Source organism: Providencia stuartii (genome assembly GCF_029277985.1).
Lineage (GTDB): Bacteria > Pseudomonadota > Gammaproteobacteria > Enterobacterales > Enterobacteriaceae > Providencia > Providencia zhejiangensis.
Map to the genome: position 1 here is coordinate 3,783,813 of NZ_CP119546.1, position 16,659 is coordinate 3,800,471.

The 16,659-nt window shown below is 39.9% G+C and carries 12 protein-coding genes; 1 reads left to right on the forward strand and 11 read right to left on the reverse strand.

The window, feature by feature from the left end; all coding sequences use genetic code 11:
• Nucleotides 1–73 precede the first annotated feature (73 nt).
• The 5 genes from P2E05_RS17100 to P2E05_RS17120 form a co-directional block, all read right to left on the reverse strand.
• Complete coding sequence (locus tag P2E05_RS17100) at nt 74–1,660, reverse strand: methyl-accepting chemotaxis protein (RefSeq protein ID WP_272657262.1); 1,587 nt, start codon at nt 1,658–1,660, stop codon at nt 74–76.
• Nucleotides 1,661–1,902: 242 nt separating this feature from the next.
• Complete coding sequence (locus P2E05_RS17105; protein ID WP_154635644.1) at nt 1,903–3,150, reverse strand: aromatic amino acid transporter; 1,248 nt, start codon at nt 3,148–3,150, stop codon at nt 1,903–1,905.
• 68 nt (nt 3,151–3,218) lie between these two features.
• Complete coding sequence (locus tag P2E05_RS17110) at nt 3,219–4,622, reverse strand: tryptophanase (RefSeq protein WP_154622102.1); 1,404 nt, start codon at nt 4,620–4,622, stop codon at nt 3,219–3,221.
• Between the two features lie 921 nt (nt 4,623–5,543).
• Nucleotides 5,544–6,668: a hypothetical protein gene (locus P2E05_RS17115; RefSeq protein ID WP_154623632.1), complete on the reverse strand. Its 1,125-nt coding sequence runs from the start codon at nt 6,666–6,668 to the stop codon at nt 5,544–5,546.
• Nucleotides 6,665–7,927, reverse strand: coding sequence for a hypothetical protein (locus tag P2E05_RS17120; RefSeq protein WP_163863028.1), 1,263 nt, complete (start codon nt 7,925–7,927; stop codon nt 6,665–6,667). Before P2E05_RS17120 ends, P2E05_RS17115 begins: the two co-directional genes overlap by 4 nt.
• A 280-nt stretch (nt 7,928–8,207) precedes the next feature.
• Between P2E05_RS17120 and P2E05_RS17125 the strand changes: the two genes are divergently transcribed.
• Nucleotides 8,208–8,924, forward strand: coding sequence for a UTRA domain-containing protein (locus P2E05_RS17125; RefSeq protein ID WP_154623630.1), 717 nt, complete (start codon nt 8,208–8,210; stop codon nt 8,922–8,924).
• A 109-nt stretch (nt 8,925–9,033) separates the two neighbouring features.
• On the opposite strand, the gene P2E05_RS17130 is transcribed toward P2E05_RS17125, so the two are convergent.
• From P2E05_RS17130 to P2E05_RS17155, 6 genes are all read right to left on the reverse strand, one after another.
• A complete protein-coding gene (locus P2E05_RS17130) occupies nt 9,034–10,716 on the reverse strand; it encodes an electron transfer flavoprotein-ubiquinone oxidoreductase (RefSeq protein ID WP_272578281.1) in 1,683 nt (560 codons plus the stop codon).
• Nucleotides 10,717–10,726: 10 nt separating this feature from the next.
• Entirely contained in the window at nt 10,727–11,677 is a 951-nt protein-coding gene (locus P2E05_RS17135) for an electron transfer flavoprotein subunit alpha/FixB family protein (RefSeq protein WP_154623628.1), read from the reverse strand.
• A gap of 14 nt (nt 11,678–11,691) precedes the next feature.
• Nucleotides 11,692–12,447 (reverse strand): electron transfer flavoprotein subunit beta/FixA family protein, encoded by a 756-nt coding sequence (locus P2E05_RS17140; protein WP_272578282.1) that lies wholly within the window; start codon nt 12,445–12,447, stop codon nt 11,692–11,694.
• A gap of 135 nt (nt 12,448–12,582) precedes the next feature.
• Nucleotides 12,583–14,025, reverse strand: a complete 1,443-nt coding sequence (locus P2E05_RS17145) for a purine-cytosine permease family protein (protein WP_154623626.1) — start codon at nt 14,023–14,025, stop codon at nt 12,583–12,585.
• 265 nt (nt 14,026–14,290) lie between these two features.
• The gene (locus P2E05_RS17150) at nt 14,291–15,430 is read right to left on the reverse strand and encodes an acyl-CoA dehydrogenase family protein (RefSeq protein WP_196713639.1); all 1,140 of its coding nucleotides are present in this window, start codon (nt 15,428–15,430) and stop codon (nt 14,291–14,293) included.
• Nucleotides 15,427–16,611 carry a CaiB/BaiF CoA transferase family protein gene (locus P2E05_RS17155; protein ID WP_272657261.1) on the reverse strand — a complete coding sequence of 395 codons (1,185 nt, stop codon included), beginning with the start codon at nt 16,609–16,611 and terminating at the stop codon, nt 15,427–15,429. Before P2E05_RS17155 ends, P2E05_RS17150 begins: the two co-directional genes overlap by 4 nt.
• Nucleotides 16,612–16,659: the final 48 nt, after the last annotated feature.

The following is a 16,659-nucleotide window of genomic DNA, read 5'->3' on the forward strand; positions in this document are numbered from 1 at the left end:
CCTGGTGACTTTGTTCCAAGAAAGCTAAGTCATGGTCATAATACGCAGCCTTCTTGGAATAAAAGAATGATGACTATAGGGGTATCGAGAGATTCGCCGCTGACTGTATAGTCTCTTTTGTTAAGTGAAATTTTTTCACCGATTGCTGTAGGTCTTCTGTCTGTTGTTCCAGTAAACTTGCAGCCGTTGCGACTTGCTCAACTAAAGCTGAATTCTGTTGGGTTACACCATCCATTTGATGGATCGCCACACTCACCTGAGAGATACCTTTACTTTGTTCATCAGAAGCGTCAGCTATTTGCTTCATCAGGGTTGTGACTTGATTAATACTTTCCAGAACATTTTCCATTGTTCTTCCCATTTCATTCACTAGCTGTGTGCCTTTTACAACACAAGAAGTTGAGTTATCAATCAAACGTTCAATTTCTTTAGCGGCATCGGCACTGTCGCTCGCTAATTTACGAACTTCATCGGCAACCACCATAAAGCCCCGTCCGTGCACTCCCGCACGAGCTGCTTCGATGGACGCATTGAGTGCCAGTATATTAGTTTGAAAGCTTATGTTATTAATAATACTAATAATATCAGCAATTCTTTTTGAGCTATCATCAATTTCATCCATCGTGGAAACAACCGATTTGATCATGGAATCGCCTTGATTTGCCATTGTTGATGCAACATCTGCTAATTCACTCGCTTGATGGGCATTTTCCATATTAAGTTTTACCGCAGCGGTTATTTGTTCCATGCTCGCTGCCGTTTCTTCCAATGCTGCGGCCTGCTCTTCAGTGCGTGATGAAAGGTCATGATTTTCTTTAGAGATATCAGCAGCACTACGATAAATATTATCACTCCCCGCACGGATTGTTGTTACCGCCTCACGTAAGCTATTTTGCATCTCATCAAGTAAAGGAAACAGTTTACCAACACAATTTCGCCCAAATGGCTTAATAGGCTCACTTAAATTACCCTTTGCTATTTGTGCAAAATATTGGCGAAGTAAATCGAGTGGTTTTTGGAGCATGTTGACAAGATAGCGATCGGTAAAAATAACAATCAATATTCCCAATAATGCCGCTGTAATAATGACGATTAACGTGGTTTGCATTAATTCATCCACCACATCACGCGTATGCTCAATCATTTGTTCTGCCGTTTGATTAAACAGAGTAATCGCTTCACCAAATGAACGACTCAAAGCAGGAGTGATATCATGGGAATGTTGAGTATATGCAGCCATATCATTTGAGATTGCTAGCGCTAATTGTGGCGTCACCCCCTCATTTAATAACGCTTGCCATGTTTTAATCACTTGATCAGAAATTTGCTTATCCATTGGGCCTGGCGAAATGGATTTCATTTCATTCAGATAGTGTTCCATATTGTCCATCGCTTCTTTCACCGATGAATAATCAGACTTCTCTCCTGATTTTTTGGTTTCCATAACTCGACTCAGCCGAGTGACAACGCGAAAATATTGGTCGTTCCCCTGACTCAACACCGTCATTTGTTTAACTAATTGTCTATCAAGTGTATTTCCATCTGACATTCGAGATAATGACCATACACTATATAAGCTTACACTGACTAATATCATGCCTAGAATACCTAACAATATTAGCATCACAGCACGAATAGAATAATTTCGAAGTTTCTGCATATTATTTCTCTTTTGGTAAGATAAAATGACAATATTTCACTTTATCGGCACCATCAGAGAAAATTTTAGTTCTTTACAAAAATACCCACATTATATTTAAGCCTTTCCACATTCCTGTATTTATTTATTAATCAAACGTTTTACATCGATATGTTATTTTTAATTTATCGCCTCCATCCCATAAAAAAGGCACAGAAAAACTTGCCGTGCCTTTGACAGTGAGTGAAAAGTATAATTAAAAATTAGCGGTATATTGGTAATAAATTAAATTGTGCGAGTAATTGACAAATAATGCCCACAATTCCAAAAGTAATCACTGCATATATTAATCCTTTACCTCCCCATACTTTAAATCTTGAATTCGGGAAACGTTCTCGCGCTTTCAAAGCCATTACCGCAGGACAAATAATGGCCCAAATACAGGCTGCCATTCCGGCATAAGCAATAGCAATTAAGAACCCATTAGGGAATAACATGCAGAGTATCAATGGGGGTAAAAAGCATAATAATGCCGATTTCATACGCCCTGAACTATTATCTTGGAAATTTAAAGAGGCCAATATATAGTCAAATAAACCTATCGCAACACCTAAGAATGAACAGAATACAGCACTAATCGAAAACCATAATAAGAAAGTGGCAATATGTTGGCTGTTAAGTACGGAGTACAGCGATTCAATAAAGGCATCAAGATTACCGCCTTTATTGATAATGGTTAAAAACTCCGGTCTTGGCAGATTCCCCATCGTACCCAATACCCATAAAAAATACAGGACCAATGCCAGCAAACACCCAATAATACAGCTCTTGACCACCTTACGTTCATTTTCATGATACAGCTTATATAGGCTACATACATTACCATGATAACCAAATGAAGTGATTGCATAGGGAATAATGATAAAAATAAAGGGAAGTAATGTTAACTGACTTTCTTTAGAGGGAATGGTTAATAATAAATCAGTTTTAACAATTAAAAAGAGCCCTGAGAATGCTAATATAAATAATATGATTTTAATTAATAAAAATATTGATGTTAAACGGCTAGCACCAATACCACTCCACCAAATACTTGCACCTAATATAAAAGTAAAGATAACAAATATTAGCCTTAAATTAACATCAAATCCATATATCGATGCAGCCTCTTTAATGACTGATCCCGCGGCAGAGATATAAGCATAAATTAAAATATATAATACAAATATTAAGGCTGCATTGGCAATATAACAAGCCCATTTAGGTAACAGCTCTTTGGAGATATAAAAATAATTAGTCCCTGAACCATATTTTGATATACATTCAAGAATATAGATTCCCGAATGAAACATAAAAAAACAAACAACTAATAGAATAACAACTGAATTAATAAACCATGCTCCTGCCATAATCGTGGGCAAACTAAACATACCTGCCCCTATCATAGCGCCACCGAGCACAAAGCCCCCTACCAATATGGAGGGTTCTTTCTTCGCTGTAGAATTATTCATGGTATTTACCTTAGAGAAATAAGGGGGGAGACTCCCGCGTTGCACGGGAATCTCCAAATTATTACCTATTATTTGATTGGTTTTAATCTCGCTGTAAAATGCCTTAATACTGGAGGTTCATATTCAAAATCCAGTCCTTTTAATGTTGGAAACTTATCTTTAAGACCAATTAATGCATCCGCAATATAATCCATATGATCATTGGTATAGACGCGCCTTGCTATTGTTAAACGCATAAACTCCATATCCGCATGTTTTTGTTTACCTGTTTCAGGATCTCGACCTAATAAAAATGAGCCAATTTCAACGGCACGAACCCCCGATTCAAGATACAGTGCATTGATAACTGCTTGTGCAGGGAATTGATCCCCTGGGATTTGCGGAACCAATTTTTTACAGTCAACAAATACTGCATGTCCACCTGTAGGATATTGAATCGGGATCCCTCCTTCACGCAGCCGATCCCCTAGGTATTTGACTTGACCGATACGATAATGAAGATATTCTTCGTTAGCACCTTCTTCAAGCCCTTGTACCATGGCAGCCATATCACGGCCCGCTAAGCCACCATAAGTGACAAACCCTTCCATTGGTACGCAACGTTGCCTTGCTAAAGTAAATATATTTTCATCATTCTTAATCGCCACTAAACCACCGATATTTAATAGCGGGTCTTTCTTCGCTGACATTGTTAACGCATCAGCGTATTTGTACATATCAAATATAATTTCTTTTATCGTTGCATTTTTATATTTTGGGTCACGCTCTTTAATAAAATAGGCATTTTCACAGAAACGTGCCGAATCCATCACGACAAAAATATTGTGTTGTTTTGCAATCTCATACACTTCTTTAAGATTTGACATTGCAACCGGTTGACCACCCGCACTATTACAGGTTACGGTTGAAACAATAGCAACTACGTTTTCAGCCCCATACTGAGCTATATTATCTTTCAACTTCTGAATATCAAAATTGCCTTTCCAGTCATCATAGGTTTCAGAGTCATAGGCTTTTTCCGTAACAATATTAATCGCTTTACAACCGTTTAACTCCACATGCGCTGCGGTTGTATCAAAATGGAAGTTCGAAATAAATACAGGCTTTTTGGCTCCTCCTTGTTGCCTTTTAACATTCAACAATACAGGAAATAACATATTTTCAGCGCCACGTCCTTGGTGTGCAGGAATGGCATAATCATAGCCAAACATCTCTTTAACTTTATTTTTTAAATCGTAATAGTTACGCGATCCTGCATATGCTTCATCACCCGTGATCATTGCTGCCCACTGGTGGTCACTCATTGCGTTAGTGCCTGAGTCAGTTAATAAATCGATATAAACAGCGCTACTGGGTAATAAGAACGGGTTGTAACCTGCCTCTTTTAATGCAGCTTCCCGCTCTTCTCGAGATGGAATACGAATATTTTCAACCATTTTAATACGGAACGGTTCTACGATTCTTTTAGCCATGATAATACCTTTAATTTTTCATTAAATAACAAAATAGCGGTTCGTGCCTATTATGAATAAGCTAACGATAATTGAGAGAAAAGAAGAAAGGACTATTTATGAGGAAAAAAGAAAGCTAAAGAAACATCCATATTGAACCATTTCTTCATATAGAAGAAACACCTTGATATTAGCAGTTCATTTAACAAAGACATACTATTCTCCTTTAATTAAGGATTAGTACAACATTTGACATTATATATATAACAACCGAGCTGATATTTTAATCACAAGTGTCATGATATTGTACATACATCACACTCTTTTTCATTTACCCAACAACATTATGAACTATATCACAATCCTATTGAGATTATTGAAACTTACTCAATAAAAATAAAAAAATATTTAACCGATTGTTTTATAATGAAAATAAAATAAAAACCACAGATTAATAACAGCTTTTTAAATATAAAAATTTAGATGAAAGACTATTTCATATAAAAAATACAACTTAAGTTAAATAAAAATAGCCATTATACTAAGTGAGATTTTTAACTATATTCATTAACTCAAAAACCCTGCTAGATTTTTATTAGTGGCTTAATTTACGGGTAAATTATATTTAAACAAAACATCTACATTAATAACTTATTCGTTACGTTTGCTGGAATGAGTCGTATTAACGCAACATAAATACTGATAAGAAATAACGAAACAATCGCTTTACATCCCTAAACACTTCGGTCACCAGTAGAGAATTTTGTTGCTCATAGCTTACAATTCATTAGAAGCCATATTTGAGGGATCCCATGAGCCACTTCGTATACGATAGCATGCTGTGGCTTATTCCGTCTTAAAAAGACAATCAGTTTATTGGTGGTTTTATTTTCTACATTCATTTGATAAGTCAAAACGGGCTAGATTGCCCGTTTTTATTGGCTATCTGGCCACACTGTATTTCACTAATCCGCCATTGTTTATTTCAATATCATTAGAATAACTATTCGCTAATTTAATAAAAGTATTATCGACATTATTGAAGAGTCTATTGAAATCACTAAGCTCAGCTCGATGAGTTATATTACCGTCTGTTACGTTCATCAGTAAATATCCCCATTGACCTCGCCAATCTTCATTTAACAACACCGTTTGATTACTCACATGTAAACTATGCAAATGGTTGTATCCATTTTCAGTGATCACGGAAAATTCACCATTATCATTAAATTGTAACAATGAAAATAGCTTACGTGATGGCTCTTGTGCAATCGCATAAATATTGCCATTTGGTGATTGTTCAACTTCATTGATCCGTAACGGCAACCATTTATGTCCAACGACCTTTCCTTTATCAGTATCAAGGGTAATCTCAAGTGACCCCATGTCGTTACCATAGCTATACCAGATAATAAGTTCATTGTTTTGGGTTGCAAATGAGAAGTTAGAATTATCCGCAATTTCTTCTGGATAATAAGACTTAACTAAGTCACGTACATTAGCCAAATATTGCCATGTGCTACCTTTATCAAGCGTTTTAAAAATAGCTTCATTACTCACGGATAAATAGGTTTGATCATTTTGTGTATGCAGTATTTTCCCCATAATTAACGTAGAAAATTGTTCTCCATATTTATCCTGCCAAGGCTGCATCTTCGTGATGGAATAATCAGATAAATTTAAAACTCGACGACCATCGTCAAAAAACAGTACACATTCCGTTTTATCACAGGCCGCATTATAAAAACTGTTATCCCCTTTATCTATATAATGTATTCCTGTCTCATCAGCAAAAAGCACCTGATAATTATAGTCATGGTAAGGTAGATTATAGGAAGAGTAATAGGCTGTATTGCGGCTACTTTGCGCAATAATCAACATTCCTGTTTCTGTAGGGTACGATTTTAACCAATCAAAGTCTGCAATTTCCATCGCATTCGCTTGGGGGTTATCCTGCCATGTCCACCCTTGTGCATTACCTCGGAAATGAAAAGCGATGGTTAAAATTACACAGATAATGAATGCTAACGTAATAATAATAAAATTCTTACTGAGAAATGGGTTCATACACGTACCTCAGTAACATAACCTGACTTTCCACGTTTTAAGCGTAAATAACGTAAATAGTATTGAGTTTGAAAATGTATTCGGCCACGTTGCGACACCGAAAAATAAATTGTTATGCATAAAGCGCTCAAAAAGCCAATGCCTAATGAGATAGAGGATGCCATGCCAATAAACTCAATGCCATTATCCATCATATATTGCCAATCCCAACGATCCCAGTATCCCCCTCTTTCCAAGATATCAGCGATATTCATCGACAAAACCATAAGGGTAAAAAATGCGATCATTCCCACCATGAATATCCACAATAAATAATAAAAACTACGTTCTGGTGGCCAGCCCCCTCTACTTATTGAGTAAGCAAGCTGATCTTGCCGATTAAAAATACCAAAAACGATTTCTTCATTCTCAGCCTGACGTAATTTTTTATGGTAGACTTCAATGTCATCGCCTTGAGCCATAAATAAGCTATGGTTATTAAATACAGGTTCATTTACTGGTGTTATTACCGTAAATTGTTTTCTATCAATCTGTATTATTGTTATATTGCAAATTTCCTGAGGGCCTCGATATCTCATAATCGCACTCTGAAATGATTCCACTAAATTAACTTTGCCGCGAGTCAAATTAAGCTCATCCTCCTGTGACATTTTAGGTTCACGGACAGCCTTAACTTTCATTGGTTTTATCTTAGGATTACGTGTACCTAATATATTAATTTGTGGTGTGTTTTCAGGTGTAATTTGATATTGCCCAGCAATAACCTTATCTAACGCTTTTAATATCCATTTTCTACGTGGGCTAATAATATAGCAGATCTCTTTTATAACCAGAGCCACCATAACCACACCGCTAAATACGGCAAGACATGCCAATGACCCCAACAGAATGAGCCAAAAACTCTCTTCACCATAAGCAAAGCAAAAATAAGCTAATATTGAGAATGAGGATAATCCAAGCGCCCATAAAAGTGATTTTAACATTCCTCGATGAAAGCCAACCTCTCTATCAGGCTCCAACCGCCCCTTTGTTTGATGAAACACCCAATTAATCCAATAACTCCCATCATTTAATCTTTCAGCACAGATCACCAGTTCATCACCTTGTTCGAGTTTTTTTAAAAAAACCTCACCGTGTTTAAAATCTGCAAGATTAAAAAAGAAGACGAGGTCAGACGCTATCAATCGAACCATTCCTGTCGGAATAACTTTTTGATAATCACACTGAGATAAAGTGACATTAAAATATTGAACACCCATTTGCTGTGCCTATCTTGTTTATTAGAATTTAACTATCTTAGTCAAAAAAGATTATGCTCCCAATAAGAATTAGGCTTTAATATTAGAATTCAGATAATTACAGGCTAACATCCGTAACACGCCAAAAAATCACAATCAATGATATTTTTCGACATAACCGGCAAGGGTGGCTAGCAAAGAAAGTTTTTACTGTTAAACTTGAACAAACCGTCGATTTGGTGCGGTAAAACGGAAAATGAGCGGACTCTCCCAAAACTCTATGATCGATTAAATAATCACGATGACTTCACAACCAGCATACAAGCAAATTCAATCTTATATTCTGCGTAGTATTGATTTAGGTATTTTTAAGCCTGAAACACAGATACCCACAGAACTAGAACTGTGCGCACAATTTAATGTGAGCCGCATGACAGTGAATAAGGCCATTTCGGAACTGAGCCAAAAAGGCATACTGAATCGCATTGCTGGTAAGGGAACCTTTGTCGCCTCGCAGAAACACGAGCTGCCTGTCACAAAAGCATTTGATATTTTCGATGAAATTTCATTAAGCGGTAATAAATATAGTGGTCATCAATTGCAACTCAAAGTCATTGCCGCTTCGGCTGAAATTGCTTTACAGCTCGGCGTGATGGAAGGCAGTGATATAAGCTATTGTAAGGTATTACATTTTGAAAATGATATTCCACTGATGCTTGAAGAACGCTATGTAAATCATGCCCTCGCACCTGATTTTGTGAAACAACACTTTGGTGATACTGAAACGCCGAGCGGCTACTTACAACGAAATTTTCCTGTCAGTGAGATGGAACATACCATTGAGGCCGCATTAGCGACTAAAGCGATTGCACAATCTTTATCAATTAAAGAAGGCTCACCGTGCTTACAGCTTAGCCGCCGTACGTGGACGGGTTCCACATTAATCAGCTATGTCCATATGATAACTGCCGGCTCGCGTTATAAATTAAAGCTGCATTCACGTATTGATACACCTTAATTTGATCAAAAAAAATGGGGCAAATCTATATGCCCCAAAGCGACTGATAAAACAAGCACAACTAACACCTGTTACTTATTGAACAGGAATACATCACAACAAATTTAAATTACATACCTTGGTAAATTGGCCCTTCTCCCCCTTGTGGAGCTGTCCAACAAATATTTTGTGTTGGGTCTTTAATGTCGCAAGCCTTACAATGTAGGCAGTTCTGCGCATTAATCTGCAACTTAGGCTGGTCTTCAATACTCACAATTTCATACACTCCAGCGGGACAATAACGCGTCTCAGGAGCTGCATATTTAGGTAAATTCATCTTTGTCGGTACATGATTATCTTTTAATTTCAGATGACAAGGCTGGTCTTCCTCATGATTTGTATTCGACAAAAAGACCGACGATGGCTTATCAAAGGTCAGCACACCATCCGGCTTTGGATAATCTATTGGCTGAAAATTATGAGCTTCCTGTAAACATTCATGGTCGGCCTGTTTTAATTTAAGAGTCCAAGGGGTTCGCCCCTTTAGTAAAAGCTGTTCAGCACCAAATAATAAGGAGCCTAAATACAAGCCTTTTTTCATATAAGGTTTGAAATTACGTGTTTGATGTAATTCTCGATACAGCCAGCTACGCTCGAATTTTTGACGATACTCTGTTTTAAACCTTGCATAATCAATCACATCATCATTCATTGATTCAAACAATGCTTCCGCAGCAAGCGCACCGCTTTTCACTGCACAATGGCTTCCCTTGATCCGTGCTGCATTTAAAAAACCGGCATCATCCCCTATTAATGCTCCACCTGGAAAACTCAATTCTGGTAATGCTGCCAATCCTCCAGCCACTAACGTGCGCGCACCGTAGCTAATGCGTTTACCACCTTTTAAAAAAGCACTGAGTGATGGATGCGTTTTGAGTCGTTGAAATTCATCAAAAGGTGATAAATAAGGATTTTCATAATTAAGGCCTACAACTAAGCCAATAGCAACGAGGTTTTCACCATAATGGTAAGCAAAGCCACCACCGTACGTACTGTTATCTAAAGGCCAACCAATTGAGTGAACAACCAAGCCTGCTTGATGTTGTGGTTTAGGAATTTGCCAAATTTCTTTTAATCCTAACCCATAAGTTTGCTTTCCACGTCCACTGTCTAAATCAAAACGTTCTATAAGTTGCTTACCTAATTGGCCTCGACAACCTTCGGCAAAAAAGGTCATTTTAGCCAATAAGTTCATACCGGGCTGATACAGTGAAGTGGGGTTGCCTGATTTATCAAGCCCCATATCCCCGGTTGTTATACCAATAACGGTGCCTTCATCATCGTAGAGTATTTCCGTTGCCGCAAAGCCTGCAAATACGTCGACGCCAAGCTGCTCTGCTTGTGAGGCTAATGCCGCACACACTTGCCCAAGGCTACCAATTAAATTCCCACTATTTTTTAAGCTAGCGGGCAATAAAGCCAGTGGTAACCGGCTCGCTTTCTGTTCTTTTAATAACAAAAAGCGGTCTTCTGTTACGGTTGTCAGCTCACTTGGCAGCATCTGCTGCCAATTCGGTAATAATTCATTCAAAGCTCGTGGATCAATAACCGCACCTGATAAGATATGAGCCCCTATTTCAGCACCTTTATCAATTAAACAAACAGATAACTCTTTGTTTTTCTCTGCCGCAAGTTGCTTTAGACGAATTGCAGCGGATAATCCTGCTGGCCCACCACCGACAATCAGGACATCAAACTCCATCGATTCCCGCTCGGGAGCCTCACTTACATTGACACTATTGTCGATAGCCATGATCCCCCCTTTAAGCCAACGCTTTATCAAATTCAGGTAAGATCTCGAATAGATCACCCACAATGCCATAATCAGCAACTTGGAAAATCGGTGCTTCTGGATCGCGATTTATCGCCACGATCACTTTGCTCTCTTTCATACCTGCTATGTGCTGGATCGCACCTGATATTCCTACCGCAATATAGAGATCGGGCGCAACGATCTTACCTGTTTGCCCAACTTGATAATCATTCGGTACATAACCTGCATCAACGGCAGCTCTCGATGCACCAACCGCGGCCCCAAGCTTATCAGCGATAGTTTCAAGCAGCGCAAAGTTTTCACTCGAATTTAAGCCTCTACCGCCTGATATCACGACCTTAGCTGAGCTCAATTCAGCGCGGCTCATTTGCGTTAATGATTGGCTTTTTAATTGAGATAACGGACTAAAATGATTAACAGTGCATTCTTCAATGGCAGCTGGACTTTGCGTTTCAGTCGTACCAGAAAAAGCGGAACTACGGATTGTTAATACAACTTGCTGACCATTATTTTGTACCGTTGCTAATGCGTTACCTGCATAAATAGGACGCACAAAAGTCTGTGCATTAATCACTTCAGTAATGTCAGAGATTTGTGCAACGCCTAACGTTGCTGCAACACGTGGAGCGATATTTTTACCGTAGGTTGTGGCAGGAAATACTAAATGGCTATAATTTTCAGCAACCGCAATCACGGCATCAGTCACAGTTTCAGCAAGCGGGTGAGCGAGCTCACTGTTATCTATGAGGATCACGTTTTCAACACCCGCGATCGTTGCCGCTTGCTCTGCCACCTGCTTACATTGATGTCCTGCAACAAGCAGATGCAGCTGTCCTTGCCCTGATAACATCTGTTTTGCGGCAGTCACACTATGGTACGTTGAAGATTTAATTGTTTGGTTATCGTGTTCAACCATAACTAATATGGATAATTGGCTCATGATGATTCCCCCGATTAAATGACTTCTTTTGCTTGTAATTCACTGACTAATGCATTGACATCATTAAACAATGTGCACTGGCCTGATCGCTTTTTCGGTTCAGTCACGGTCAATATTTTTACCTGCCCTAATGGGGTAAAATTCATTTCAGAGATGTCTTGTATTTCAAGCGGCTTTTTCTTCGCTTTCATAATATTAGGCAGTGTTGCATAGCGAGGTTCATTCAAACGTAAATCGGTTGTTACGACCGCAGGTAGCGGTAAAGACAGCGTCTCTAAACCACCATCAATTTCACGTGTGACCTGTAATGATGAGCCTTCAACTTCAATGGAAGACGCAAAGGTTGCTTGCGCGCATTTAAGTAATGCCGCTAGCATTTGCCCTGTTTGATTACAATCATTATCAATCGCCTGTTTACCGAGCAGAATTAAATCAGGCTGTTCAGCGATGACCACTTGCTGCAATAAACGAGCAATATCGAGAGGTTCTAGCACTAAATCATGAGGTCTTTGCATTAAAATTGCGCGATCAGCTCCGATTGCCATCGCACTACGCAACGTTTCTTGGGCGCTGTTATCCCCTATTGATACCACAACAATTTCATTCACTTTACCAGCTTCTTTCAGGCGGACAGCTTCTTCAACTGCAATTTCATCGAAAGGATTAATCGCCATTTTGACATTCGCTAATTCCACACCGGAGCCATCCGCTTTCACACGAACTTTAACGTTGTGATCAATAACTCTTTTAACAGCCACTACAATTTTCATAAAGACTCCTAATTACTCTCTGCCAGAAGATGTTTTTCAGGCTGAGCGGATCCTTAGCAGTGATTATTTCACTGCTAATATTCCCGCTTATTTTTGTTTTAACGTTATTTGTTACTTATATTTATTTGCTATGGGTTATGCATTTGATGATGGCAGTATCAATCTGTCCGCTACTGACATTGGCCATATTTTAATTGCTGCATAGTAAATAATACTGGTAGCCACTAAGCCAACAATCCATGAGATATCAACGCCCCCCAGTTGCTCAACCAAAGGCCCTGTATAGAAACCGGTTGCAATAAAAGGCAGTTGAATGAGGACGCCAATCACATAGGTAATAATGCCCACTTTATTCCAACGCCCATAACGACCATTAGGATTTGATAATTCAGGGACGTCATAACGTCCTTTCGTTACCCAGTAGTAATCCACAAGATTGATTGCACTCCATGGTGTAAAGAATGCGAGTAAAAACAGTAAGAAGGCTGAAAATAGTTTTAAGAACGAGTGTTGTCCAGCAAGACCGAGAACCGTCGAAAAACTCACCATCAAGATGATGAAAAACAACCTTTGACCACGAGAAATTTGCTGCTTACCACGGAAGCCACAGAAAATAGCCGCCATTGACATAAAACTGCCATATGCATTAAGTGCAGTGATCGTCACCTTACCAAAGAAAATACTGATATAGAGTAATGCTGCGATCAGTCCAGTACTACCAAGACCAACAATATAGGCAACTTCATGACCCGCAAATGCATTACCTGCTAGGGCCGCCGCAAAGACCCCTAAGATCATTGATGCTTGAGTTCCAATAACCGTTCCCGAACCTACCGCTAAAAATGCTTTAATGGTTGGTGTTTTTGTCGGTAGATAACGTGAGTAGTCCGCAACATAAGGACCAAATGCAATTTGCCATGATGCCGACAAAGACATCGCGAGTAAGAAGTTAGTCCAACTGAAATGGCGATTTTCCAATAAAACCGACACATCATTCATATAGAATAAGCGGAAGAATAGGTAGAAGAAGGCGATCACACCAATCACACTCGCCGCTTTACCTAACATGTGAATGATTCGATAACCACAGATCGTGATTGCGATGATCACGGCACCAAAGATCAAAATTCCTACCCAATCACTGACATTCAGTAATTGCCCAACAGCTTGCCCTGCCAATACGGTACCACTAGCAGAGAAACCGACGTACATCATGCACACTAACAGTATTGGGATCACCGCACCATATACACCAAACTGAACACGACTTGAGATCATTTGTGGCAGTCCGAGTTTTGGCCCTTGCACGGCATGCAATGCCATAACAGCTCCCCCCAACAATTGGCCAATAAATAAACCAATTAATGACCAAAATACATCACCTCCTAACACGACAGCCAATGCCCCTGTCACGATAGCCGTAATTTGTAAGTTGGCACCGAACCAAAGGGTAAATTGGCTCGATAATGTCCCGTGGCGTTCCGACTCAGGAATATAGTCTATTGATCGTGCTTCGATTAAAGGAACATTATCCTGCCGATGTTTTTTGTCTGCGGTTATGTCGTTTGAAACTGTCATGGTAACTCCTCTTTAAGCAAGGCTGGCTTAAAGAATGAACCAATTTGTCATAATGGTTGTTGTAGGGTACAGCCATTAGACTCTAAGTCGGACGTTATTATGTTTTTATAAACAGCCCGCCATTAAAAATTGAAATACATTCTTAAACCTGGTTGTTGTTGTGTTTTTAATTCCATGATCCTGTTATCAGGTCGTTCATCCTATTGCAGTTTTTACTCATTACTGGTGGATCCTGTCCATCCACCAGCGTATTCATCTTTCACGATTAAACCGAATCTAAAACCGCTCGCGAAATAATGATCTTTTGAATTTCTGAAGTGCCTTCAAAAATTCGTAAAATGCGTGCATCACGTACATAACGTTCTAAAGGTAAATCACGAATATAACCGTAGCCACCATGCAGCTGTAATGCCGCATCGGTCACAAAGCCAGCGCACTCCGCGGCAAATAATTTTGCTGTTGCGGATTGCAAACTAAAACGCTCTCCTGAGTCACGGCACTCTGCCGCATGCCAAGTCAGCATACGCGCTGCTTCTAACTGTGTGTGCATATCTGCAAGACGCCACTGGGTGCCTTGATAAGCCGCTAATGGCTTTTTACCGATTTGACGTTCTTTAACCCAATTTAAAGCACATTCCATCGCTGCACGAGCGATCCCTAATGACGTGGCTGCCACTTCAACACGCCCTTTATCTAAGACTTCCATGGCAGTATGGAAGCCTTTATTTTCTTCGCCTAATAGGGCCGACTCAGGCAACCAGCAGTTCAATGCAAGCTCATAGATTGTACTTCCACGTAGCCCCATGGTTTTTTCTGGGGAAGAAAACTCAACACCCTCAGTACCTTTAGGGATCATAAATGCACTGATACCACGGGCACCGGCTTCTGGGTTTGTTTTGGCATATAAGACAATAAAATCAGCTTCTTTAGCATTGGTAATATAATGTTTATTTCCGCGAATTCGCCAGCCTCCATTTTCTCGGGTAGCGACAGTGCGCATATCTGCTGGATTTGATCCTGCTGCGGGTTCTGTCAGACCAAAAGCGCCTAACATCTCACCACTTGCCGCTTTAGGTAACCAATACTGCTTTTGCTCCTCGGTACCCCCTATTAGGATCGAATCTGTTGCAAGGAAATGAGCCGTTAACGCGGATGAAGTTGATGCGCAAGCGGCCGCTACGGCTTCGACGATCATACTCATCGCAATACTACCAATGCCGAACCCGCCATATTGCTCAGGTAAATTGATCCCCCAACATCCCATCTCCCCTAGAGCAGCCAAACTTTCCGCACAAAAAGTTTCTGTCTCATCATAACGTTGTGCATTCACTTGCAGAATGTCACGACAAACCTTTTCAACAGCATCGACAATTGCTTGTTCTGTCTCATCTATTTGAAAGCTCATTGTATTGCCTCCGCATTTTTAATTGTTATATTGGCTGATTTATAAGCATGATTGGCTTCGCCCAAGCGAGGTGCTCTTTGCATGGCTCGCGGTTTGCTACCATTAAAGAAAACAGGTTGAGATACTAACGGGGTTCCACCATCATCAAGGTAAGTGAGAACTTGACGAGCCTTTGCATGTTCGCTTTGTGTCGCTTGCTGCAAATTTTGGATCGGTGAAGCAGGCACCCCTGCGTTTAGCAGTTGCTCACACACTTCTTCAACCGTTTTTTGTGATGTCCAATGTTCGATTTCTTTTCTAAGATCCGCGTGGTAAAGGGTTCGCGTTGGATCATCTTTATAGCGAAGATCATTGCGTAGTTCAGGCCGCCCCATACACTCACAGAAACGTTGGAAAAGCTTTTCACTGGCAATAGCAATAACAACTTGCCCATCTCGTGCTTGATAGGTATCAAAAGGTGTTGAAACAGGATGACGATTTCCCACTAAGCCCGGCGCTTGACCGTGTGCAAATAGATTTGATAGTCCTGTCAGCTGCATACTCAACAGCACATCGACCATCGCAACATCAATATATTGAGCATGTTCTTGGTGAGCTTCTCGCGCAAACAAGGCGCTGCTGATCGCCCAAGCAGCAAAAATGCCAGCACAGACATCCCCTATCGACTCCCCACTACGTGTTGGGCCTGTTTCAGGAAACCCCGTTACACTCATTAATCCTGACATTGCTTGTGCAACAATGTCATAAGCAGGATAGTTGGCAAGTGGACTATCTTGCCCAAAGCCAGATATGCTAGCATAGATAAGTCTAGGGTTATGCTGTTTCAAACTGTCAAAATCAATTCCCAATCTTGCCGTAACACCCGGTCGAAAATTTTCGACGACCACATCACTCTCTTTCACGAGTTGATATAAGATCTCTAGGTCGTTTTCGGATTTAAGATCAAGCTCAATACTGCGCTTTCCTCGATTGATCAGCCCGTAATAAACACTTTCACCCTCAATAAAGGGACCTAAATGACGACTGTCATCACCATGGTCAGGCACTTCTATTTTGATCACTTCAGCACCTAGGTCAGCCATCATGCCTGTACAATAAGGCCCTGCAAGCACACGACTGAGATCGATCACTTTGATCCCTGATAATGGCCCTGCTCTTTTTTGTGTTGACACCATTTTCATACTGATATCCTTATAAAACGAGCCAGCCTCAAATAAGGCTGGCCAAAA

Bases quoted from the DNA above. Each gene is read 5' to 3' on its own strand.
- P2E05_RS17100 (WP_272657262.1), bottom strand. From the start codon at position 1,660: ATGCAGAAACTTCGAAATTATTCTATTCGTGCTGTGATGCTAATATTG.
- P2E05_RS17105 (WP_154635644.1), bottom strand. From the start codon at position 3,150: ATGAATAATTCTACAGCGAAGAAAGAACCCTCCATATTGGTAGGGGGC.
- P2E05_RS17110 (WP_154622102.1), bottom strand. From the start codon at position 4,622: ATGGCTAAAAGAATCGTAGAACCGTTCCGTATTAAAATGGTTGAAAAT.
- P2E05_RS17115 (WP_154623632.1), bottom strand. From the start codon at position 6,668: ATGAACCCATTTCTCAGTAAGAATTTTATTATTATTACGTTAGCATTC.
- P2E05_RS17120 (WP_163863028.1), bottom strand. From the start codon at position 7,927: ATGGGTGTTCAATATTTTAATGTCACTTTATCTCAGTGTGATTATCAA.
- P2E05_RS17125 (WP_154623630.1), top strand. From the start codon at position 8,208: ATGACTTCACAACCAGCATACAAGCAAATTCAATCTTATATTCTGCGT.
- P2E05_RS17130 (WP_272578281.1), bottom strand. From the start codon at position 10,716: ATGGCTATCGACAATAGTGTCAATGTAAGTGAGGCTCCCGAGCGGGAA.
- P2E05_RS17135 (WP_154623628.1), bottom strand. From the start codon at position 11,677: ATGAGCCAATTATCCATATTAGTTATGGTTGAACACGATAACCAAACA.
- P2E05_RS17140 (WP_272578282.1), bottom strand. From the start codon at position 12,447: ATGAAAATTGTAGTGGCTGTTAAAAGAGTTATTGATCACAACGTTAAA.
- P2E05_RS17145 (WP_154623626.1), bottom strand. From the start codon at position 14,025: ATGACAGTTTCAAACGACATAACCGCAGACAAAAAACATCGGCAGGAT.
- P2E05_RS17150 (WP_196713639.1), bottom strand. From the start codon at position 15,430: ATGAGCTTTCAAATAGATGAGACAGAACAAGCAATTGTCGATGCTGTT.
- P2E05_RS17155 (WP_272657261.1), bottom strand. From the start codon at position 16,611: ATGAAAATGGTGTCAACACAAAAAAGAGCAGGGCCATTATCAGGGATC.